Origin of the sequence: Hydrogenophaga sp. NH-16 (assembly GCF_004006415.1) — a bacterium.
Taxonomy (GTDB): domain Bacteria; phylum Pseudomonadota; class Gammaproteobacteria; order Burkholderiales; family Burkholderiaceae_C; genus Hydrogenophaga; species Hydrogenophaga pseudoflava.
This window is the reverse complement of record NZ_CP029344.1, coordinates 3,476,196-3,495,872: the sequence shown is the minus strand read 5'-3', so window position 1 is coordinate 3,495,872 and position 19,677 is coordinate 3,476,196. Positions and strand designations below refer to the sequence as shown.

At 66.3% G+C, this 19,677-nt stretch carries 23 protein-coding genes and 1 pseudogene; 15 read left to right on the top strand and 9 right to left on the bottom strand.

What is annotated here, in order from left to right:
• Complete coding sequence (locus DD542_RS16850) at positions 1-1,557, top strand: polyamine aminopropyltransferase (RefSeq protein WP_127806431.1); 1,557 nt, start codon at positions 1-3, stop codon at positions 1,555-1,557.
• Positions 1,558-1,564: 7 nt separating this feature from the next.
• A complete protein-coding gene (locus DD542_RS16845; RefSeq protein ID WP_127806430.1) occupies positions 1,565-3,139 on the top strand; it encodes an FAD-dependent oxidoreductase in 1,575 nt (524 codons plus the stop codon).
• 10 nt (positions 3,140-3,149) lie between these two features.
• Here the strand turns inward: DD542_RS16845 and DD542_RS16840 are convergent, their stop codons facing one another.
• Genes DD542_RS16840 through DD542_RS16825 form a run of 4 tightly spaced genes read right to left on the bottom strand, consistent with a single transcriptional unit; the run spans position 3,150 to position 4,789 of the window.
• A complete protein-coding gene (locus tag DD542_RS16840) occupies positions 3,150-3,533 on the bottom strand; it encodes an S-adenosylmethionine decarboxylase (RefSeq protein ID WP_079364291.1) in 384 nt (127 codons plus the stop codon).
• A 5-nt stretch (positions 3,534-3,538) separates the two neighbouring features.
• Complete coding sequence (locus tag DD542_RS16835; protein ID WP_127806429.1) at positions 3,539-3,973, bottom strand: VOC family protein; 435 nt, start codon at positions 3,971-3,973, stop codon at positions 3,539-3,541.
• Between the two features lie 12 nt (positions 3,974-3,985).
• Positions 3,986-4,363, bottom strand: a complete 378-nt coding sequence (locus DD542_RS16830) for a hypothetical protein (RefSeq protein ID WP_066157339.1) — start codon at positions 4,361-4,363, stop codon at positions 3,986-3,988.
• Between the two features lie 39 nt (positions 4,364-4,402).
• Positions 4,403-4,789: a TraR/DksA family transcriptional regulator gene (locus DD542_RS16825; protein ID WP_066157336.1), complete on the bottom strand. Its 387-nt coding sequence runs from the start codon at positions 4,787-4,789 to the stop codon at positions 4,403-4,405.
• A 204-nt stretch (positions 4,790-4,993) separates the two neighbouring features.
• Between DD542_RS16825 and DD542_RS16820 the strand changes: the two genes are divergently transcribed.
• From DD542_RS16820 to DD542_RS16810, 3 genes are read left to right on the top strand one after another with little or no spacing between them, the layout of a single operon-like run.
• The gene (locus DD542_RS16820) at positions 4,994-5,833 is read left to right on the top strand and encodes an enoyl-CoA hydratase/isomerase family protein (protein ID WP_127806428.1); all 840 of its coding nucleotides are present in this window, start codon (positions 4,994-4,996) and stop codon (positions 5,831-5,833) included.
• A 23-nt stretch (positions 5,834-5,856) separates the two neighbouring features.
• Entirely contained in the window at positions 5,857-6,909 is a 1,053-nt protein-coding gene (locus DD542_RS16815) for a PhaM family polyhydroxyalkanoate granule multifunctional regulatory protein (RefSeq protein ID WP_079364293.1), read from the top strand.
• Between the two features lie 24 nt (positions 6,910-6,933).
• Positions 6,934-8,217 (top strand): FIST N-terminal domain-containing protein, encoded by a 1,284-nt coding sequence (locus DD542_RS16810; protein WP_127806427.1) that lies wholly within the window; start codon positions 6,934-6,936, stop codon positions 8,215-8,217.
• Here DD542_RS16810 and DD542_RS16805 read toward each other — a convergent pair.
• Both DD542_RS16805 and DD542_RS16800 read right to left on the bottom strand, forming a co-directional pair.
• Positions 8,198-9,025 (bottom strand): ProQ/FINO family protein, encoded by an 828-nt coding sequence (locus tag DD542_RS16805; RefSeq protein WP_127806426.1) that lies wholly within the window; start codon positions 9,023-9,025, stop codon positions 8,198-8,200. The genes DD542_RS16810 and DD542_RS16805 overlap by 20 nt on opposite strands.
• A 72-nt stretch (positions 9,026-9,097) precedes the next feature.
• The gene (locus DD542_RS16800; protein WP_127806425.1) at positions 9,098-9,829 is read right to left on the bottom strand and encodes a helix-turn-helix transcriptional regulator; all 732 of its coding nucleotides are present in this window, start codon (positions 9,827-9,829) and stop codon (positions 9,098-9,100) included.
• Between the two features lie 129 nt (positions 9,830-9,958).
• Here DD542_RS16800 and DD542_RS16795 point away from each other — a divergent pair, with 129 nt between their 5' ends.
• The 3 genes from DD542_RS16795 (at position 9,959) to DD542_RS16785 (ending at position 13,352) form a co-directional block, all read left to right on the top strand.
• Positions 9,959-10,801 carry a hypothetical protein gene (locus DD542_RS16795; protein ID WP_127806424.1) on the top strand — a complete coding sequence of 281 codons (843 nt, stop codon included), beginning with the start codon at positions 9,959-9,961 and terminating at the stop codon, positions 10,799-10,801.
• 35 nt (positions 10,802-10,836) lie between these two features.
• Positions 10,837-12,795 carry an MFS transporter gene (locus tag DD542_RS16790; RefSeq protein WP_127806423.1) on the top strand — a complete coding sequence of 653 codons (1,959 nt, stop codon included), beginning with the start codon at positions 10,837-10,839 and terminating at the stop codon, positions 12,793-12,795.
• Between the two features lie 74 nt (positions 12,796-12,869).
• Positions 12,870-13,352 (top strand): hypothetical protein, encoded by a 483-nt coding sequence (locus DD542_RS16785; RefSeq protein ID WP_127806422.1) that lies wholly within the window; start codon positions 12,870-12,872, stop codon positions 13,350-13,352.
• A gap of 135 nt (positions 13,353-13,487) precedes the next feature.
• On the opposite strand, the pseudogene DD542_RS24010 reads toward DD542_RS16785, so the two are convergent.
• Positions 13,488-13,658 (bottom strand): annotated as a pseudogene (locus DD542_RS24010) (Arm DNA-binding domain-containing protein); the annotation flags it as partial.
• Positions 13,659-14,162: 504 nt separating this feature from the next.
• Between DD542_RS24010 and DD542_RS16775 the strand changes: the two are divergent.
• The 5 genes from DD542_RS16775 (at position 14,163) to DD542_RS16760 (ending at position 17,478) form a co-directional block, all read left to right on the top strand.
• Positions 14,163-14,447 (top strand): type II toxin-antitoxin system HigB family toxin, encoded by a 285-nt coding sequence (locus DD542_RS16775; RefSeq protein WP_004629355.1) that lies wholly within the window; start codon positions 14,163-14,165, stop codon positions 14,445-14,447.
• Positions 14,448-14,489: 42 nt separating this feature from the next.
• Positions 14,490-15,704, top strand: coding sequence for an ImmA/IrrE family metallo-endopeptidase (locus DD542_RS16770; RefSeq protein WP_004629352.1), 1,215 nt, complete (start codon positions 14,490-14,492; stop codon positions 15,702-15,704).
• A gap of 528 nt (positions 15,705-16,232) precedes the next feature.
• On the top strand, positions 16,233-16,391 hold the full coding sequence (locus DD542_RS23610) for a hypothetical protein (protein WP_004629348.1): 159 nt from the start codon (positions 16,233-16,235) through the stop codon (positions 16,389-16,391).
• A gap of 83 nt (positions 16,392-16,474) precedes the next feature.
• Positions 16,475-16,843, top strand: a complete 369-nt coding sequence (locus DD542_RS16765; RefSeq protein ID WP_004629345.1) for a hypothetical protein — start codon at positions 16,475-16,477, stop codon at positions 16,841-16,843.
• A gap of 161 nt (positions 16,844-17,004) precedes the next feature.
• Positions 17,005-17,478 carry a hypothetical protein gene (locus DD542_RS16760; RefSeq protein WP_004629343.1) on the top strand — a complete coding sequence of 158 codons (474 nt, stop codon included), beginning with the start codon at positions 17,005-17,007 and terminating at the stop codon, positions 17,476-17,478.
• Between the two features lie 160 nt (positions 17,479-17,638).
• On the opposite strand, the gene DD542_RS16755 is transcribed toward DD542_RS16760, so the two are convergent.
• Positions 17,639-18,115: a hypothetical protein gene (locus DD542_RS16755; RefSeq protein ID WP_127806421.1), complete on the bottom strand. Its 477-nt coding sequence runs from the start codon at positions 18,113-18,115 to the stop codon at positions 17,639-17,641.
• Between the two features lie 11 nt (positions 18,116-18,126).
• Entirely contained in the window at positions 18,127-18,390 is a 264-nt protein-coding gene (locus tag DD542_RS16750) for a hypothetical protein (protein ID WP_004629251.1), read from the bottom strand.
• A gap of 229 nt (positions 18,391-18,619) precedes the next feature.
• On the opposite strand from DD542_RS16750, the gene DD542_RS16745 reads away from it, so the two are divergent.
• A complete protein-coding gene (locus DD542_RS16745; RefSeq protein ID WP_004629250.1) occupies positions 18,620-19,081 on the top strand; it encodes a helix-turn-helix domain-containing protein in 462 nt (153 codons plus the stop codon).
• A 4-nt stretch (positions 19,082-19,085) separates the two neighbouring features.
• Entirely contained in the window at positions 19,086-19,658 is a 573-nt protein-coding gene (locus DD542_RS16740; protein ID WP_115044013.1) for a PIN domain-containing protein, read from the top strand.
• The last annotated feature ends 19 nt before the right edge of the window (positions 19,659-19,677 follow it).

Genomic DNA, 19,677 nt, shown 5'->3' with positions numbered 1-19,677 from the left:
GTGTCGGTCACCGACGACCGACCGGCCTCAGCCCCCGGCCCGGTCGAAATCGCGCTGCTGGCCAGCGTCTTTCTCGTGGCCGCTTGCGGCCTGGTGTACGAGCTCGCGGCGGCGGCGCTGGCGTCCTACGTGCTCGGCGACTCGGTGTTGCAGTTCTCCACCGTCATCGGCACCTACCTGTTCGCCATGGGCATCGGCAGCTGGCTTTCGCGCCACATCGAGCGCCAGCTGCCCGCGCAGTTCCTGCGCATCGAGCTGCTGATCGCGTTGATCGGCGGCCTGCTGCCGGCGCTGCTGTTCCTGGCCAACGCCTACCTGCCCGGGGCCTTCCGCGGGCTGCTCTACGGGCTGGTGCTGCTGGTTGGCACGCTGGTGGGGCTGGAGATCCCGCTGGTGATGCGCATCCTGCGCCGCCACGTGGTGCTCAAGGACCTGGTGTCGCAGGTGCTGACCTTCGACTACCTGGGCGCGCTGGCGGTGTCGATCGCCTTCCCGCTCTGGCTGGTGCCACAGCTGGGCCTGGCGCGCACCGGTCTGCTGTTCGGCCTGATGAACGCGGCCGTGGCCTTCTGGGCGCTGTGGCTGTTCCGGCACGAGATCCGCGCGCGCGCGGCGCACGCGGCGTCGGCCGTGCTGGTGCTGGCGGCGCTGCTGGTGGCCTGGGCGCTGGCCGACCGCATCACCACCGCCGCCGAAGACCGCTTCTTCGAGGACAAGGTGGTGCTGGCCGAGACCTCGCCCTGGCAGCGCATCGTGCTCACGCGGGGCGCCCAGGGTCACCGGCTGTTCCTCAACGGCAACCTGCAGTTCGCCGAAAGCGACGAGTACCGCTACCACGAGGCCCTGGTGCACCCGGTGATGTCGGCCTACGCGCGCGGGGGCGGTGCGCCGCGGCGCGTGGCGGTGCTCGGCGGTGGCGACGGCATGGCGGTGCGCGAGGTGCTGCGCTACCCGGGCGTGCAGCAGGTGACCCTGGTCGAGCTGGACCCGGCCATGACGCGGCTGTTCTCCAGCGATCCGGCGCTGCAGCGGCTCAACGGTGACGCGCTGCGCTCGCCGCGCGTGCAGATCGTCAACACCGACGCCTTCCGCTGGCTGGAGGAAGGCACCGAGATGTTCGACGTGATCGTGGTGGACTTTCCCGACCCGACCAACTTCTCGGTCGGCAAGCTCTACACCGAGTCCTTCTACGCGCTGCTGTCGCGGCGCCTGTCGGCCAGCGGCTTTGCCGTGGTGCAGACCACCTCGCCGCTGGTGGCGCGCCAGAGCTACTGGACGGTGGCGACCACCATCGAGGCCGCCGGCCTGCGCACCGCGCCGTACCACGCGCACGTGCCCAGCTTCGGCGAGTGGGGCTTCATCGTCGCCAGCCACCGGCCGTTCACGCCGGCCGTCACACCGCTGCCCGAGGGCCTGCGCTTCCTCACGCCCCAGACCCTGCCGCTGCTGTTCGACTTCCCGGCCGACATGGGGCGCGTGCCGGCCGAGGTGAACCGCCTGTCGAACCAGGTGCTGGTGCACACCTACGAAACGGAATGGGGAAAGGTCTCGAAGTGAAGGGCCCATGTCACTGACGCGGCGCGACTGCCTGGGCTGGCTGGGCGCGTCGGCGGGGGCGGGCCTGCTCGGCTGCCAGCCGGCGCCGAGCGAGGTGACGGGCGGCTTCACCGGACCCGACCCGGCGCGCGGCCACCGCTGGCGCGATGCGGCGCTGGCCCAGCCGGCCGAACAGCGCCGCGCCGACGTGCTGGTGCTCGGCGGTGGCGTGGCCGGGCTGGCGGCGGCGCGGGCGCTCACGATGGCCGGGATCGAGGACTTCGCGCTGCTGGAACTGGAGCCCGAGGCCGGCGGCAATGCGCGCGCCGGGCGGCTGGGTGGTCTGGCCTGTCCACTGGGCGCGCACTACCTGCCCGTGCCCTCGGACGACGCGCCCGAGCTGCAGGGCTGGCTGGAGCAGATCGGCCTGCGCCAGCGCGTGGCCGGCCGCTGGACCTACGACGAGCGCCACCTTTGCCACAGCCCGCAGGAGCGTCTGTACTGGAACGGCACCTGGCACGACGGCCTGCTGCCGCTGGACGGTGTGGCGGCGTCCACGCTGGAGCAGTACCGGCGCCTGAGCCGCCTGATCGACGAGGCCCGGCGCTCGCAGCGCTACGCCATGCCGGCGGTGCGCGTGCCGGTGACCGACACCGTGCGCGCGCTCTGGGCGCAGAGCTTTGCGCAGTGGCTCGATGGCCATGGCCTGAACGACCCGCAGCTGCGCTGGTACCTCGACTACGCCTGCCGCGACGACTACGGCGCCGGTGCCTCCGCGGTGAGTGCCTGGGCCGGCATCCACTACTTCGCCAGCCGCCACGGCTTTCCCTCACCGGGTGATGAGGGCGAGGCCGAGCCCCTGCTGACCTGGCCCGAGGGCAACGCCTGGCTGGTGCAACGGCTGGCCATGGGACTGGGCGACCGCCTGCACACGGGGCAGGGCGTGCTGCGCGTGCGCCCGGGGCGCCAGGGTGTGGCGGTCGACAGCGTGTCGCCGGACGACGGGCGGATCACCCGCTGGCAGGCCCGCGCGGCGGTGGTGGCGCTGCCGGTGTTCATCGCCCGGCGGGTGATCGATCCGCTGCCGCCGGTGGTGTCGGCGCGGGCGGCCGGCCTGCGCATGGCGCCCTGGGCCGTGGTCAACCTGCTGCTGGACGACGCTCCCAAGGACCGCGGCGGCGCCCACCCAGGCTGGGACAACGTCACCTATGGCACCGCCGGCCTGGGCTATGTGGACGCCAGCCACCAGTCGCTGCAGCGGGTGGCCGGGCCGCGCGTGTGGACCTGGTACCTGCCGCTGGGCGACGAGCCGGGCGCGCGCCAGGCGCTGCTGGATCGGCCCTGGACCCACTGGCGCGACCGCGCGCTGGCCGAGCTGTCGCTTCCGCACCCGGACCTGCCGGCGCGGGTGCGCGAGGTGGCGGTGACGCGCTACGGCCATGCGATGGCCATCCCGGCGCCCGGATCGCTGTACGAGGGGCCGTGGCACGACGACCGGCTGGTGTTCGCGCACGCCGATTGGGCCGGCTACTCGGTGTTTGAGGAGGCTTTCACGCGCGGCCACCTGGCCGGGCAGCACATCGCGCGCCGGCTGCGCGGCTGAACGAGAGGGATCAGGCGGCGGGCGCCGCGCCGCGCTCGACCGAACGCCGGACGACCTCGGCCGGTGCAAACAACACCAGCAGCGCATCCATCAGCTGTTGCGCGCGCGCCGAGTGGTCGGCGCCGAAGTTGCAGACGTACACGTCCAGGCTCACGCTGCGCGACTCCGGCCAGGTGTGCACGCACAGGTGCGACTCGGCCAGCAGCACCGTGGCGGTGACGCCGCCCGGGCCCTGCGGCGTGTCGGGGAAGCGATGCCCCAGTTGCGCCACGGCCTGCAGGCCGCTGGCCTGCACCCGCTGCACGGAGGCGGCCAGCAGCCGCTCGGCGTCGGTCAGCCAGGCCTGGTCGCAGCGGCAGCCGCGCAGGTCGGCGGTCAGGTGCAGGCCGTTCACGGCGCTCAGGCGGCGAAGATGGCCTCGGTGCTGGCGAAGCCCTTGACCTCGATCGGGTTGCCGCAGGGGTCGCAGAAGAACATGGTCCACTGCTCGCCCGGCTGGCCCTCGAAGCGCACCTGCGGTGGCAGCACGAAGTCCACGCCCGCAGCGGTCAGGCGATCGGCCAGCGCGCGCCACTCGGACAGCAGCAGCACCAGGCCGAAGTGTGGCATCGGCACCAGGTGCTCACCCACGCGGCCGGTGCGCGTGGTCTTGAACGGCTCGCCCAGGTGCAGCGAGATCTGGTGACTGAAGAAGTCAAAGTCGACCCAGGTGTCGGTGCTGCGCCCTTCGGTGCAGCCGAGCACGCCGCCGTAGAAGCGCCGGGCCTCGTCCAGGTCGGTGACGTGGAAGGCGAAGTGGAACAGGCTTCGGGCGGGCAGCGTGCTGGAGGTCATCCGCGCAGGATATCAGCGCTGTGTCGGGTCGGCGGCCTTCTGGTCGAACTTCAGGAAATACTGGCGCGCCATCGCGACCAGCTGGGCATCGCTGGGGTGGTCGCTGTTGACCACATCGACCACGGCCTTGTCCGTCGCGTGCGCGTTGTGCTTGCACCAGTCGCGGAACTCGATCTTGGCGCTGGCCGGACCGGTCAGCAGCACCTCGGATACACCCTCCAGCGAGTCCGCGATGGCCTTGAAGAAGTCCTTGTCGGCGCCGACGTGCCCGTGCTTGGGCGTGTGCTGCTGGCGCGCCTTGACGCGCTGCGCCTCGATGTGCTCCTTGTCGAACATCAGCACGTGGGCCTGGCTGTGGTCCATCCAGACGACGGCGTGGAATGTGGTCATGCAAAGTACTCCTGAAAAAAGTGAGGAAAGAAAAAAAGATCAGTAGCCGGCCGGCTTGGTGGCGCCGCTGGCCTGTTCGGCCTTGTCCTGGCAGGCCACACAGCGCAGGGCCACAGGGTTGGCGTGCAGGCGGGCGGTGGCGATCGCATCGCCGCAGTCCACGCACAGGCCGTAGCTGCCGTCGGCCACGCGCTGCAGCGCCTCGTCGATGGCGACCAGCTCGGCCGACTCGCGCTCTTCCATGGCAAACGCCAGGTCGCGCTCGGCATCGGCCTGCGCCCAGTCGTCGCTTTCGGTTTCGCGCGCGTTGGCCGCGGCCTCGGCGCGGCCGATCTTGCCGCCACGCTGCGCCCGCAGCTGCGCCAGCACGTCGGCGCGCATGGCCTGCAGCTGCTGTCGGAAGGTGTCGGAAATGGGGGTGTTCATGGTTCTCCTCGTGTGTGGGTTCTGGGTCGGGCGGGTCCTGGGACCACGGTTTCATGGTGCGCCCGACTGTGTGTGACTGCCTTGATCAGCGTCAAGCCTGCCGCCGTTCAGGCCCGTTGCCAAGGGGAAATCCCCGGCGGAAAACACGGCATTCCCACGCAGAATCGGCGGCTTCACTTTCAAGAATCTGCAGGAGAAACAACGATGTCCGCTGTCGACTACAGCCGCTACCAGACCCTCGACATCACACGCCGCGGACCGACCGTGGACGGCGTGCCCTCGGTGCTGGACATCCGCATGAAGGCCGACGGCCCCGGCGGCAATGGCAAGCTGCCCACCGCCGGCCACGAGGGCCACTGGGAACTGAGCGAAATCTGGCGCGACGTCGGCCGCGACGACAGCGTGCGCTGCGCTGTGCTGCGCGGCAGCGGCATGGGCTTCTCCGGTGGCGGCGACCTGGCGCTGGTGCAGGACATGGCGACCGATTTCGAGGTCCGCACCCGGGTCTGGAAAGAGGCGCGCGACCTGGTCTACAACGTGATCAACTGCGACAAGCCCATCGTCAGCGCGATGCACGGCCCGGCGGTGGGTGCGGGCCTGGTGGCCGGCCTGCTGGCCGACATCTCGATGGCCGCGAAAAGCGCGAAGATCGTCGACGGCCACACCCGCCTGGGCGTGGCAGCGGGCGACCACGCCGCCATCGTCTGGCCGCTGCTGTGCGGCTTGGCCAAGGCCAAGTACTACCTGATGCTGTGCGACCCGATCAGCGGCGAGGAGGCCGAGCGCATCGGCCTGGTGTCGCTGGCCGTCGACGACGACGCGCTGCTGGACAAGGCCTGGGAGGTCGCTGATCGCCTCGCCTCGGGCAGCCAGACCGCCATCCGCTGGACCAAGTACTCGCTGAACAACTGGCTGCGCCAGGCCGGCCCGGCCTTCGACACCTCGCTGGCGCTCGAATTCATGGGTTTTGCCGGACCGGATGTGCGCGAAGGTGTGGCATCCTTGCGCGAGCGCCGTGCGCCGCGTTACGGTGCCGACACCTGACCATGTTCCACCAGGAGACCGCCATGAGCGACACCAGCGGATTCGGCAAGTTCGTCCCCGGTTTCGAGTTCCTGCAGAACCTCGCGGGGCAGGCCGCCGGCGGCGTCGCGGAGGGCCTGGGCAAGAGCCTGCCGCAGATGCCCAACCTGGGCCACTGGGTGGCGCCGACCTTCAACGTCGAGGACCTGGAAAAGCGCATCGAGGAATTGAAGGCGGTGCAGTTCTGGCTCGACCAGAACGCCAAGGCCCTGGGCGCGACCGTCCAGGCGCTGGAGGTGCAGAAGATGTCGCTGGCCACGCTCAAGGCGATGAACTTCAACCTCGGCGATGTGGCCAACGCGCTCAAGCTCAAGGCGGCCGACACGGTGTCGGGCCTTACCGGCAAGGTGCCGACACAGTTCGCGGGGCTGGAGATTCCCGAGCGCACCTACGGCAACCCCGGCGCCCCGTCCGAGGCGGCCGAACCGGCTCCGGGGCCCGCCGCGCAGCCCAAACCCCGCAAACCCGCCGCCAAGGCTGCGCCGCCAGCCGATGCCGCGCCGGGCGTGGTCGATCCCATGGCCTGGTGGGGCGCGCTGTCGCAGCAGTTCCAGCAGATCGCCAGCACCGCGATGAAGGACATGGCCAAGCAGGGCGCACTGGACGCCACGCGCAACGTGGCCAGCGGGTTGACCGAGCAGGCGGTCAAGACCGCCACGGGCATGGCCGCCAAGGCGGGCCGCTCGGTGGGCGACACCGTCGGCCGCGCGGCCGGCATGGGCTCGGCGGCGGTGCGCGCCGTCACTGGTGGCTCGTCGGCGGCGGACAAACCGGCGGCCGCCAGAAAGCCCGCACCGAAGGCCCGCCGCGCCGCACCCAAGAAGGTTGCCGCGAAGAAACCAGCCACGAAGGCTGCACCTGCCGCGCCCACACAGCCCCTGGGTGCGGGCGACTGGCCCATGCCCACCGCGTTCTTCCCTGGCTTCCTGCCGGCGTCCGGTGCGGCCGCGAAAAAATCGCCCGCCGCCAAGGCCCCTGCGACCAAGAAGACCGCTGTCCGCAAGACCGCGGCCAAGAAGGCCCCGCGCCGTCGCTGAACTCCGGGAAGGTCTGCCACCGCCATGAAGCTGTTTCCCTACGCCCACGCGACCCACCCGCAGTGGCGCATGGCCGCGGCCCTGGTGCTGGCCCAGCTGCGCGCGCAGATGGCCCTGCCGGCCTACGCCGCCACGCCGTCGCTCGGTCTGCTCTACATCACCGACCACTACGCCACCCAGGCGCAGGCCATCCTCGACCACCTGAGCGCCGAGCTGCCCGAGATCACCGACTGGTCCGGCACCGTGGGGGTTGGCATCGCGGCCAACAACGTCGAGTACTTCGACGAACCTGCGCTGGCGGTCATGCTGTGCGACCTCAGCCCCGACCAGTACCGCGTCTTCAGCGGTGTCGCGCCGCTGCCGGCCAGCGGCAGCGAGCCGTCGGGCTTCGTCGCGCACACGGCGCTGCTGCACGCCGACCCGGGCGCGCACGACCTGGGTGAGCTGGTGGCCGAGGTCGCCGACCGCACGCAGTCGGGCTATGTGTTCGGTGGCCTGGTGGGCAGTCGCTCGGCCAGCGTGCAGTTCGCGGCCAGCAGCGCCGGCCATCTGCGGGGGCAGGGGGCGGTGGGCGGGGTGTTCAGCGGCGGCATCAGCGGCGTGGCCTTCGGTCCGGATGTGGAGCTGATCTCGCGTGTGACCCAGGGCGCGCAGCCGATCGACCGCGAGCGCACGATCACCGCGGTCGAGGGCAACCTGGTGCTGGAACTCGATGGTGAAGCCGCGCTGGACGTGTTGCTGCGCGAACTGGGTGTGTCGCTGGCGCAGCCGCAGCAGGCCATGGAGCGGCTGCGCCGCACCCTGGTCGGTCTCACGCTGCCGCAGCACCGGCAGGACGATGCGCCCGCGCAGCGCCATGCGCGCGGCCAGTTCGGTCCGGAGGTCATGGTGCGCCACATCATCGGGCTGGACCCGGCCCGCCACGGCGTGGCGGTGGCCGAGCACCCGCCGCTGGGCGCGCGGCTGGCTTTCTGTGAGCGCCATATGCAGGCAGCGCGCGCCGACCTGATCCGTGTCTGCAGCGAGATCCGCGAAGAACTGGAGCCCGAGACCCTTGGCATGGGCTCCAGCATGGTGGCGGCCGACCCCGAGCCGGTGGCGGCGCGCCACATCGTCGGCGCCATCTACGTCAGCTGCTCGGGCCGTGGGGGGCTGCACTTCGGGGCGCCCAGCGCCGAACTGCAGATCGTGCGCCGCGCGCTGGGCGACGTGCCGCTGGTGGGCTTCTTCGCCGGTGGCGAGATCGCACACCAGCAGCTCTACGGCTACACCGGTGTGCTGACGGTGTTCACGGCGCCGGTGGTTTAGCGGCCGCCTGCCGCGCCCGGGCGCGCTCGAGCGAGCGGTTGGCGTCCAGCACGTGCAGGCCGTACATGTCGGCGAACTCGTTGATGCCCTTGCCGCTGGCCTCGAAGGCGCGCAGCAGCGCGTCCTCGCGGGCGGCGCGGGCGCTGACCTCGGCCAGCGCGTCGCGGCTGATCTGGTTCACCTCCTCGTCGCGGCCGTGCACGCGCTGCAGGTACTCGTCGGGTGAGAGGCCCGAGGCCTCGTAGGCCTTGAGGATGCGCTGGCGCAGCTTGGGGCGCAGGTCCTCGCGGCTGCGCGCGCCGCGGCGGCGGAACACCTCGATCAGCGCGTGGTGCACCTGTTCAGGCGTCAGGGCTTCCACCGGCTGGCCGCTGAGGTCGTGGCGCTGCTGGCCCGAGGCGATCACCGTGAGGTAACGGGTGGAGCGCGCGTGCAGCGCCAGCGCGGCCTTCAGGCTGTCCTTCTCCAGCACCCCGGGGTGGGCGGCCAGCAGGTCTTCAAAGATGCCGCGCTTGAGGGGCAGCGGTGTCTCGCCGAACAGCACCGGGCAGAGCGAAGCCAGCTGGTCCAGCACCGGGTGCTGGCGCGCAGGTGCCGCCTGGGCGGGCCGCTCGGCACTGGCCGCTCCTGGGGCCTGCGGGCGCCGGCCACCGCCGTTGCGGCCGCCTTGATTGCCACCATTGCGGCCGCCACGTGGCCGTTCGTTTCGGCGCGGTGGGCGGGCGTCACTGGCGGGCTGGGTGGCAGGGCTTTCAGCGGGCGCCGCAGCGGTGTTGTCGGGCATGTCGTGGTCGGCGGAAGCGGTCATGGCGAAGCAGAAATGAAACAGCCCGGGGTCCGGGCAAGCCCGACATCATGCCAGCACGGGCAAAGGCAGCCTTCACCGGCGCAGCCGACTGAAGGCCTCGAACTCCCAGCTGCGCATCGCCAGCACCAGCGTGTAGCCCTCGCGGTCTTTGTGCGCCAGCTTCTGGTCGGTCTGGTGCTGCTGCGCGAAGTCCTGCGCCACCTTCTGCAGCCTTTCAAGGAACACCGGCGCCAGTGCGCGGCTGACCGAGCCGTGCACCAGCATCACGCCCTCGCCCGCGCCGTCGAAGCCGCCTGCGAAATAGTCCAGCAGCGCGTGCTCGCGGAAGTAGTTCATCACCGGGCCGTGCGGGCGCCAGCGAAAGGTCTTGGCGAGCTTGAGGCGGTAGCGGTTGAGCGGCCTCAGCTCGATGATGCCGATGCGGTCGAGCTGCGCGAGGTATTTCACGCATTCGGCCTCGGTGAGCCGGTAGGCCGCGGTGATCTGCTCCAGCGTCCACTGGCTGAGCACGCAGATCGCCACCAGCAGCAGCTTTTTGTCGGCCACCACGGCGCGCTCCTGCTCGGCCGTCATTTCCTTGAGCAGCGGCTGCGCGTCGGCCACGCGGCGCGCCAGTTCGGCGAAGTCGATCTTGAGCGCGCGGCAGATCTCGTCCACCCGCGACAGCGACATGTCGCCCTTGGCCAGCATGCGCTTGACGCTGGACTCCGCCATGCCGAGGGCCTGCGCCAGGTCGGCGTAGGTCATCTGCGCGGCCTTGAGTTCCTTCTTGATGGTGGCGACGAGGTCGAGGGTGGTGCTCATGCGGTGCGGGTACCGCATGGCGATACCGGTGGTGAAGAGGAAGGCCACTGTATCGCACGGTGCGCCCTGATCTGAGGGGTCGGCCGGGACACTGCGCCCGCCGTTCCACCGACCCACGAGTGTCCTTCCATGCGCCTTCCCGCCGTTGCTCCCTCTCCCGCCTTCGGGCGCTGGGCCGCCGCTCTGCTGCTGCTCTGGCTGATTGCGCTGACCGCCGGCCCTGCGCTGGCCGAGGCGCTGGGCCTCGCGCTCAACGCCCACGGCCATGCGCAGCTGCACGCACACGGCCACCCCTTCGTCGATGCGCGCATCCTGCTGGGTGTTCCGAACGCGATGGACGTGCTGACCAACGCCCCGCTGGCGCTGGCGGGCCTCTGGGGCCTGCTGGTCATGCGGCGCCGCGCGTTGCCCGCCGCGACGCGGCAGGCAGCCCGGATGTTCTTCGCCGGCCTGGTGGCCACCGGTTTCGGCTCGGCTTGGTACCACTGGGCGCCCGACGCCACCGGCCTGGTCTGGGACCGCCTCGGCATGGCGGTGACCTTTGCCGGTGCGCTCGCGATGGCGGTGGCCGAACGCGTGGGCCAGGTGCCGGCGCGGCAGGCGCTGCGGGTGCTGCTGCCGCTGGCGCTGCTCTCGGCCATCCTGCCAGCGTCCAACGGCAACGTCCTGCCCTGGGCCGTGCTGCAGTTCGGCGGCATGGCGCTCATCGTCCGGCTGGCGCTGCTCACGCCGGTCGCGGGCGCCATCGGCATCCGCCTGGGCGCCCTGATCGGCCTGTACGCGCTGGCCAAGCTGCTGGAGCTGGGCGACGAAGCCGTGTTCCGCGCGACCGCCGGCGCGGTTTCTGGCCACAGCCTCAAGCACCTGGTCGCGGCCCTGGCGGCCTGGCCCGTCATCGCGGCGCTGGCGCCTCGGCGCGCGGGCGGATTGCCGGACGGCCTGCGGCAGAATGCAGCGGGCCGCGCCGCGTGAACCCCACCCGCAGGACCCCACAGGAGGAGACCCGAATGTCCACCCCGCAAGCGGCGATGAGCGCCGACACCGGCGCACACGCCACGCACAGCAACCAGTTCGCCCTGCTCACGCAACGCCGATTCGGCCCCTTCTTCTGGGTGCAGTTCCTGGGCGCGGGCAACGACAACGTCTTCAAGTTCGCCTTCACCGTGCTGGTGACCTACCAGCTGCAGGTGCAGTGGCTGCCGGCCTCGATGGCCGGCCTGGTCATCGGCGCACTCTTCATCCTGCCCTTCCTGCTGTTCTCCGCCACCAGCGGCCAGCTGGCGGACAAGTACCCCAAGGAGGTGCTGATCCGCTTCGTGAAGAACCTGGAGATCGCCATCATGCTGCTGGCCGGCTGGGGCTTCATGCAGCAGAACGTGCCGGTGCTGCTGGGCTGCGTCTTCCTCATGGGCCTGCACTCCACGCTGTTCGGTCCGGTCAAGTTCGCCTACCTGCCGCAACACCTGAACGAGCGCGAACTCACGGGCGGCAACGGCATGGTCGAGATGGGCACCTTCGTCGCCATCCTGCTGGGCAACGTCGCGGGTGGCCTGCTGATCGCGCTGCCCCTGGTCGGCCCGAGCTATGTGGCCGCGGCCTGCCTGCTGCTGGCCCTGCTGGGGCGTGTGCTGGCGCAGGCCGTGCCGGTCTCGCCCGCCACCGACCCGGCGCTGCGGATCAACTGGAACCCGTTCACCGAAACCTGGCGCAACCTCAAGCTCGCGCACGGCAACGTGGTCGTGTTCCGTTCGCTGCTGGGCATCAGCTGGATGTGGTTCTTTGGCGCGGTGTTCCTGGCCAACTTCCCGGCCTTCGCGCGCGACACGCTGCACGGCAACGAACAGGTCGCCTCGCTGCTGCTGGTGGTGTTCTCGGTGGGCATCGGCGTGGGCGCACTGCTGTGCGAGATCCTCAGCCGCCGCCATGTGGAGATCGGCCTGGTGCCGATGGGCGCGATCGGCATGACCGTGTTCTCGGTCGACCTCTACTTCGCCTCGCGCGGCCTGCCACCGCACACCGTGTCGCTCACGCTCGGCCAGTTCCTGGGCGAAGCGGCGCACTGGCGCGTGCTGGCCGACCTGGCGCTGCTCTCGCTGTTCGCGGGCATCTACAGCGTGCCGATGTACGCGCTGATCCAGATGCGCAGCCAGCCCACGCACCGCGCCCGCATCATCGCGGCCAACAACATCCTCAACGCGCTGTTCATGATCGCCAGCTCGCTGCTGGCCGGCGCGCTGCTGAGCGCGGGCTTCACCATCAGCGAGCTGTTCCTCATCATCGGCCTGGCCAACGCGGTGGTGGCGTTCTACATCTTCATGCTGGTGCCCGAGTACCTGCTGCGCTTCGTGGCCTGGATCGCCTCGCGCTTCGTCTACCGCTTCAAGGTCACCGGCGACCTGAACATCCCGACCGAAGGCGCGGCGGTGCTGGTGTGCAACCACGTCAGCTTCGTCGACGCCGTGCTGCTCATGGCCGCCAGCCCGCGCCCGATCCGCTTCGTGATGGACCACCGCATCTTCAAGGTGCCGGTGCTGGGCTGGCTGTTCAAGCTGGCCAAGGCCATCCCCGTCGCGCCGCAGAAGGAGGACCCGGCTGCCTACGAAGCCGCGTTCCGAGAGTCGGCCCAGGTGCTGCGCGAAGGCGACCTGCTGGGCATCTTCCCCGAAGGCGCGATCACCAAAGACGGCACGCTGCAACCCTTCAAGGGCGGGATCATGAAGATCCTCGAAACGGCGAAGGTCGACGGTGTGAAGGACGTCAGCGTGATCCCGATGGCACTGACCAACCTCTGGGGCTCCTACTTCAGCCGCATCGAACTCAGCGGCGGCCAGCCGACCGCGATGGTCAAACCGTTCCGGCGCGGGCTGTTCAACCGGGTGGGGCTGAATGTGGGGGCACCGGTCCCGGCGGAGAACGTGACGCCGGAGGGGTTGCGGGATCGGGTGGCGGGGTTGCTGCTCTCCTGAGCCTTGGGGTTCTTGAATATGCGTTGTCGCCGCTTGGTGAATCCAATCAGCGACTGGCTATCTTGGGAAAAAGAATGGAACCGCAGACGTATCTCCGTGAGCTAAATCGACAGTTCACCTACCTCTTCGCATATGCGTGCAGGATCAACGAAATTGACACTGCAGCAGCTTTGTCGGGTGAATTCCGAGGAGCTCAGGCAGCTGGTTGGAACACTGTTGTCACAGCTCATGAAGTGTTCCACGAACTGCAGATACTCGGAGCCAAAGCGGCGCCATTTGAGCAGGCTGAGCTTCGTCAAGTGCTTTGCCTCTACTCGCAACTTGCAGAGGCAGGTGGCGTTTACGAGGGCCTGCTGAACACCATGCAGGTGGCGCAAACAAAGCCCTACAACTTGTGGCCGTTTCATAGCCTCGTTCGAGTCCGTCAATCTCCACCCGCAGTGATTGGTCCCAACGCCAACGCTATGTTTCGACGCCTCGCTGAGGTCGCGACCTCAATCGGGATGACGGGGCTTTCAAGGTTGTTGGAACGTATGCGTCCGGTAAACCCATCTTGAAGCGAAGGCGGTAATCGAGGATCGTCCCCACGAAGGAGATCGTGGAGACGATGGAACGATTGAGCCGCTGAGCTTTGAGATGGGCGAAGCCTTCCAGTTCGACTGGAGCGAAGAGCCGCTGGTCATCGGCGGGCAGTACCTGCCCAAGGCCAGCCTTCCCTCCTTGCCATCGACGTAGGTTTTCCAGAACCAGCGCTTTGACCCCCCAGGGCTGACCTCCAAATAGAGGCCTTGGGCGTCGGTGAATCGCATGCGCTTCTTGTCAGGTGGACAGATCGCGTTTTTGCAGTGTTTGTCGGTCAGCATGTCGGTGGCTAAGTCGTGGAACAGGCGACACCGGGGAACAAAACCCCGGGGAACAGCCTTTTTGGGGATGCGTTCCCCGGTCTGTTCCCCGGTTTTACCGTGGCTGCACGCGAACGTCAACGGACAAGAACGAACACAATTATGTTGATTTACAAAGAAAAAGGGCGTTCACCGGATGATGGTGAACGCCCTTGAACACTGAATTGGTGGTGGAACACGGAACCGAACCCGCGTCCGCTTTCAGAACCAGATAGTACTGCATGGGTCTTGAGGGCGTGGATTCGACGATTTGGCCCAATTACCCCGCCATCCAGCAACTATGTGATGTCGAGCAGCGCCGTGTCGGGCTCACGAGCTTCCTGCCAGCCTCTCGAACATGCCACTGGTGACTGTCCGCCGGTCGATGGTTTGCACCGACTTCCCTCGCTTCATCGAGGTCCGTCATTGACATTTCCCTTTTTGGGAAATACAATGCAAGCCTGACCATGAACACATCGTCCCTACATGCGAATTCTGGGTTTGCCCATCCTCGAGGCGTTCAAAAAAGATCATGCAGCCTCGCGTGGGCCACTGGACGCGTGGCAGACGGATGTCGAGCGTGAGAACTGGAAAACGTCGCATGACATCAAGCGCAGATACAGAAGCGCGGATTTCTTGGCCGACAACAGAGTCATCTTTGACATCAAGGGCAACTCATATCGGCTTGTGGTCAAGGTCCGATATCAGAACGGACTGGTGGTGGTGGAGTGGGTCGGGACACATGCCGAGTACGACAAGAAAAAGTTCTAGGCAGACGTGTGTAAGGCAAGCAAACGACAGGTGGAGATGGCGATGAATGTGAAGATCATCAAGAGTGCGGAAGACTACGAAGCAGCGATGGCGCGCTTGTCTGCGCTCATGTCGCTCGACCCCAAGGCCAACTCTAAAGAAGAAAACGAGCTCGAGCTGCTGGCCTTGGTCATCCAGGACTTCGAACGCCAAACCGTTCCCCCGGTCAAGGCCGACCCGATCGAGTCGATTCTTTTCCGCATGGATCAGATGCAGCTCTCCCGCAAGGATCTGATCCCTTACATCGGCTCGATCTCCAAGGTCTCGGAGGTGCTGTCGCGCAAGCGCCCACTGTCCCTGCCCATGATCCGCCGACTCAACCAGGGCTTGGGCATCCCCGCAGACATCCTGATCGAAGACGTCGAAACGGACAGTTCGGTCGTCGATCAGGAGCCGGAGATGGACTTCACACGGTTCCCACTCAAGGAAATGCTGGAGCGAGGCTGCTTCGGGGATTTCGAAGGGAATGCACAGCGTCTCAAAGAATACGCCGAAGATCTGGTCAGAAAATTCATGCAAGACCTGCTGCCCAAGCAAGTCAGTCCGGCTTTTCTGCGCGCTCCGATGCATCAGCGCGGGGATCGCCAAGCCGATGAGATGGCCCTCTTGGCTTGGCGTATGTGCGTCTTGCGACAAGCGCGAGCCGTCAACGCCGTCAGAGAGTACAAGCACGGAACCATCACACCGGCCTGGATGCGTGAGCTGGCCAAGCTGTCCACATTCGATGAGGGGCCAAAACTTGCGCGCGAGTACCTTGCGCGCCACGGCATCACGCTCGTCATCGAAAAGCACTTCAAACGCACGTTCCTCGATGGCGCAGCAATGCTCGATAACGATCGACCGATCGTCGCCCTGACGTTGCGACATGACCGATTCGACAACTTCTGGTTTGCCTTGCTCCACGAGTTGGCGCACGTTGCCAAGCATCTGACAGCCGAGGCACCGGTGTTCATCGACGACTTGGATCGCAGCAATCCCCAAAAGGTCGAAGCGGAAGCCGATGCCATGGCCGGGGAAGCATTGATCCCTGAAAAGAGCTGGCGTACGGCCAAAGTGCGGACAACGCTTCTGTCCGAAGACGCCATTGCTTTCGCCGATGAGATCGGCGTGCATCCGGCCATCGTGGCAGGACGTCTGCGCCACGAAGAGAAGAACTTCCGCCTGCTCTCGCACCTCATCGGCAAGACGGGACAGGTCAGTCAGCTACTGGATCAATGAACAAAAGTCCCAAAAAGGGAATCTACCATTTGCATTGATCCTTTTTCGGGATTATCATAGAATCCACTTGCCAGTACGGAATCGAACTCGCTATCGAGTCAGTGCCCGTGCCGACAGACATCACGGTGTTGCCGCAGTTGGGCCAGTGCCCAGCCGCCAACACCAAAGAAAAAGGCCCTGAAGTGCTACCAACACTCCAGAGCCTTTGGTGAGGTGAATAGGGGGCTACCAAACCACCCATGCACATCATGTCTTGAACGGACAGCGGATTTTACCAGTTCGCGGTGTGCTGGCAAGCCCAAACCCCCTCAACTTTCATGAGGAGTTGGCCATGGCCTACCACCGATGGAAGAGCGTCTTCGTGCGCGCATACACCCGGTTCCGGTTCGGACGCCGGGAGGCTGTGTGTCAGCACTGGCGCTCGCATCCGGGTCAGATGCAATTGTTTGCCTGATCCATCCCGGGCGGGAGTCAGCAGGACCTGACTCCCGTCTTTCCCTCTTTCCGCGAACTGATAAGGAAAATCCCATGTCCTCCAAGAAACCTACGAACGAACAGACCTCCGCCCGCGTGGCATCGACAGCCGCCAAGTTGTTGAGCAATCCACGTACACCTGCATCCGTCAAATCCGTGGCGGCATCGGCACTGACCCAAAAGGCCAGTCCCAGCAAGTCAAAAGGCAAGTAATCGTTGTTGCCCCCGATGCCCGCCCTGCGCGGGCGTCGGCCGGGGCGCTGCGTCAATGCAGACGACGACATCAGGAGGCTCTCTTGTTCTTCAACATCCATCCGATCAGAATCGTTTCTCGACCCAAGCTGACTGGCCTGGGGGAACACTGGGGCGTTCAACTGCCCGACGGTAACGTCGCGCACCTGACCCCGGACGGCGAACACGTCGTGACCTTCGCGGAGTTCGCACAAGGTCGGCCCATCAAAGAAATCCGACGCGCCGCACCCGAGCAGCGGGCGCAAATCATGCAGCGGCTCACCCTATCGCTGCAGCACCGGGGCCCCTACCGACTGCTGGACCGCAATTGCGAAACCTACGCTACATGGCTGTTGGGTGAAACGCCCCAGAGTCCCCAAGTGCAAGGCGTCATTTTCCTGGGCCTGATCGCGGCATTCCTGCGTTTCGCGTGATCGCGTCCACGCACATGTCCAGGACTCCCCTGCAGCGTGCGCTGAAACTGGCCACCTTCGTGGCCTGGCTGGCTGACAGGAGATTTGCCGGATAAGGTGGGCGATCAGAAATAGCCAATCTGCTCGCGGGTTTCCATACGAATTTTGTATGGAGCCTACCAATGACGACCAAGCACTGCGCTTGCTGCGGCTTGCACTTCGTGCCCCGCCCTCAAGTTCCCGACCAAGCCTACTGCTCTGCACCTGACTGCCAGCGCGCCCGTAAGCGCCAGTGGCAACGGTCCAAGCTCCAGTCCGATCCAGACTACCGGATCAACCAGCGCGCCGCCCAGCAGGCGTGGTCGCAGCGCCATCAGGACTATTGGCGCAACTACCGTGATGATCGGCCCGAGTATGAGCAGCGCAACCGCGAGCAGCAGCGACTGCGTGATGCCAACGGGGCAGATGTCGATCTTGCAAAGATGGACGTGTGCGACCTGCCGACCGGCCTGTACCGCATCACGCGACACCCAGCGTTTCCGAGGGGAAACGGCGATTCCTGGATCGTCGAGATCACACCGGTCTGCATGACGTGTCCGTGCAAGATGGACGTGTCAAGAGAGGACTTGATCGACATACTGGCCACACGCCCGTAACTTCGACCCCAAACAGGCTCTCGAATGTTCTGCATGGCAACGATTCCGACCGTGTGCGCTGCCGCCTTGGTGCGGCATCGCGTCCATTGAAAGGAGTGGCGGACCTGAACGCGCACAGCGTGCGCTTCAAACTGGAAGGGAATGATTGCACTCATGGCCATTACTCCGAATCAAGGGAAAGAGTGAAAGACGGCTTGCCGGAATCCACGGTGCGAGCGGCAGCGAACTGCTGCTGCAAGGCAGGCGGCCAGTTCGTGAAGCGGGGTTCGGAGACGGACATCTTGATGTCGAGGTAGCCCTCGACCTTCTCGCCTGACGCCACGATGCGTTCGGCGATTTCGGTCAATTGCTGCTGGTTCCAGCTGACCTTCTTGGGCAACTCGAACTTGAGCCGCAGCGGGCCATCGCTGATGTGGGCGGTGCCGAAATCGCGGCCGGATTCGCGCAGCGCGGCGCGGGCCTGCTCCCCGTAGGCGGCGTCGAGCGCCGCATCGAACTTGGTGCGCGCCTTCTTGAGCCAGTCGATAGCCGCGTCGAGGTTCTTGTCGATCTCGCGCTTCTGCTCGGGCGGCAGTGCGGCCAGTTGGCTGACGGACATCTCGGCGATGTCGGCGGGGAAGATAGTCAGATCGCTCATGGCCGTCCTCCTCACTGATACGCACGGGCGAAGGTCGAGTAGCGCGCAACACGCCGCTCGAAGGCCTCGATCTCGGAGATCAGGTAGGTGACGCGCGAGCCGACCTTGCAGAAGATCGGGCCCAGCTGGTCTTGACGCCACCGACGCAAGGTGTGGACGGACAGACGCCAGCGGGCGGCAAGTTCGAACTCGTTGAGCGCGAGCAGTGGCTCACCCTCTGGCAGCGGCGGAAAGAAGGTCCGCGCGGATTGAACAGGTGCAGGGTGTTTTTGCATGGTGGAACTCCTTTTGTTTGGGAGTTCCTATTCAATTCCTCCATGTCTTGGGCTTGCGCATGTCCGTTTTTGGCTTTGACTGGCAAGCAGCCGTCGCATGATCCGTGCGGCAATTCTTGTAAGTTGTTGATCTATATTGAATCTTCGCCTCTGTTTCGGATATTGCGATTTCGGTTATTTCGTTTATAATGGCTTCAATGCGTACCTTGACCCGACGAGGAGACCCCTTATGAACGCTCCCGCCATCCCCAAAACCCTGCCTTCTGCCGAAGACATTGCCCTGGCCCGAGAGTCCGGCCGGGCGCTGTCGACCGTCCTCAAGACCCGTGCTGATACCCAGCAGATCGACTTCCATGACGACCAGGGCGCAGTGCACACCGTGTCGATCCCGACGTCGGCCCTGCGCCTGCTGCTTGATGTGCTGACCGAGATCGGCCAGGGCAACGCCGTATCCATCATTCCGATCCATGCGGAGCTGACGACGCAGGAAGCCGCCGACGTGCTCAACGTCTCCCGGCCTTTCCTTGTCCAGTTGCTGGAGAAAGGTGACATCCCGTTCCACAAGATCGGCACCCATCGCCGCGTGCGTTACCAGGATGTGATCGCCTACAAGAACCGCATCGATGCGGAACGCCGCAAGGCGCTGGATGAGTTGGCGGCCCAGGCCCAGGAACTCGGCATGGGGTACTGACTGGATGAGTTCGCACTTCACCGTCGTCTATGACGCCTGCGTGCTCTACCCGGCACCGTTGCGCGATCTGTTGATGCATCTGGCGCTGTCGGATCTGTACCGGGCGCGCTGGAGTGACACGATCCACGACGAGTGGACGCGCAACGTGCTGGCCAGTCGGCCCGATCTCACAGCCGAGCAGTTGAACCGAACACGCCAGCTGATGAACAGCCATGTCCGCGACAGCCTGGTCACCGGGTTTGAGTACCTGATCCCGTCGATCCAACTGCCCGACGCGGACGACCGTCATGTGGTGGCCGCCGCGATTCACTCGGGCGCGAGCCTGATCGTGACCTTCAACCTCAAGGACTTCCCGCCTGAGGCGCTCAAACCCTACAACCTCGTGGCCCAACACCCCGACGACTTCATCGTCGACTTGCTGGATCTGTTCCCGGCGGGTGTGTTGGAGGCCGTAGCTCACCATCGGCGCTCACTCAAGAACCCGCCCAAGACAGCAGATGAATACCTGGACACCCTGCAGGCGCAGGGCCTGACTCAATCGGTGGCGGTCATGCGCCAATGGACTGTGGCCATGTAAACGGCCGAAGGGAGAATCA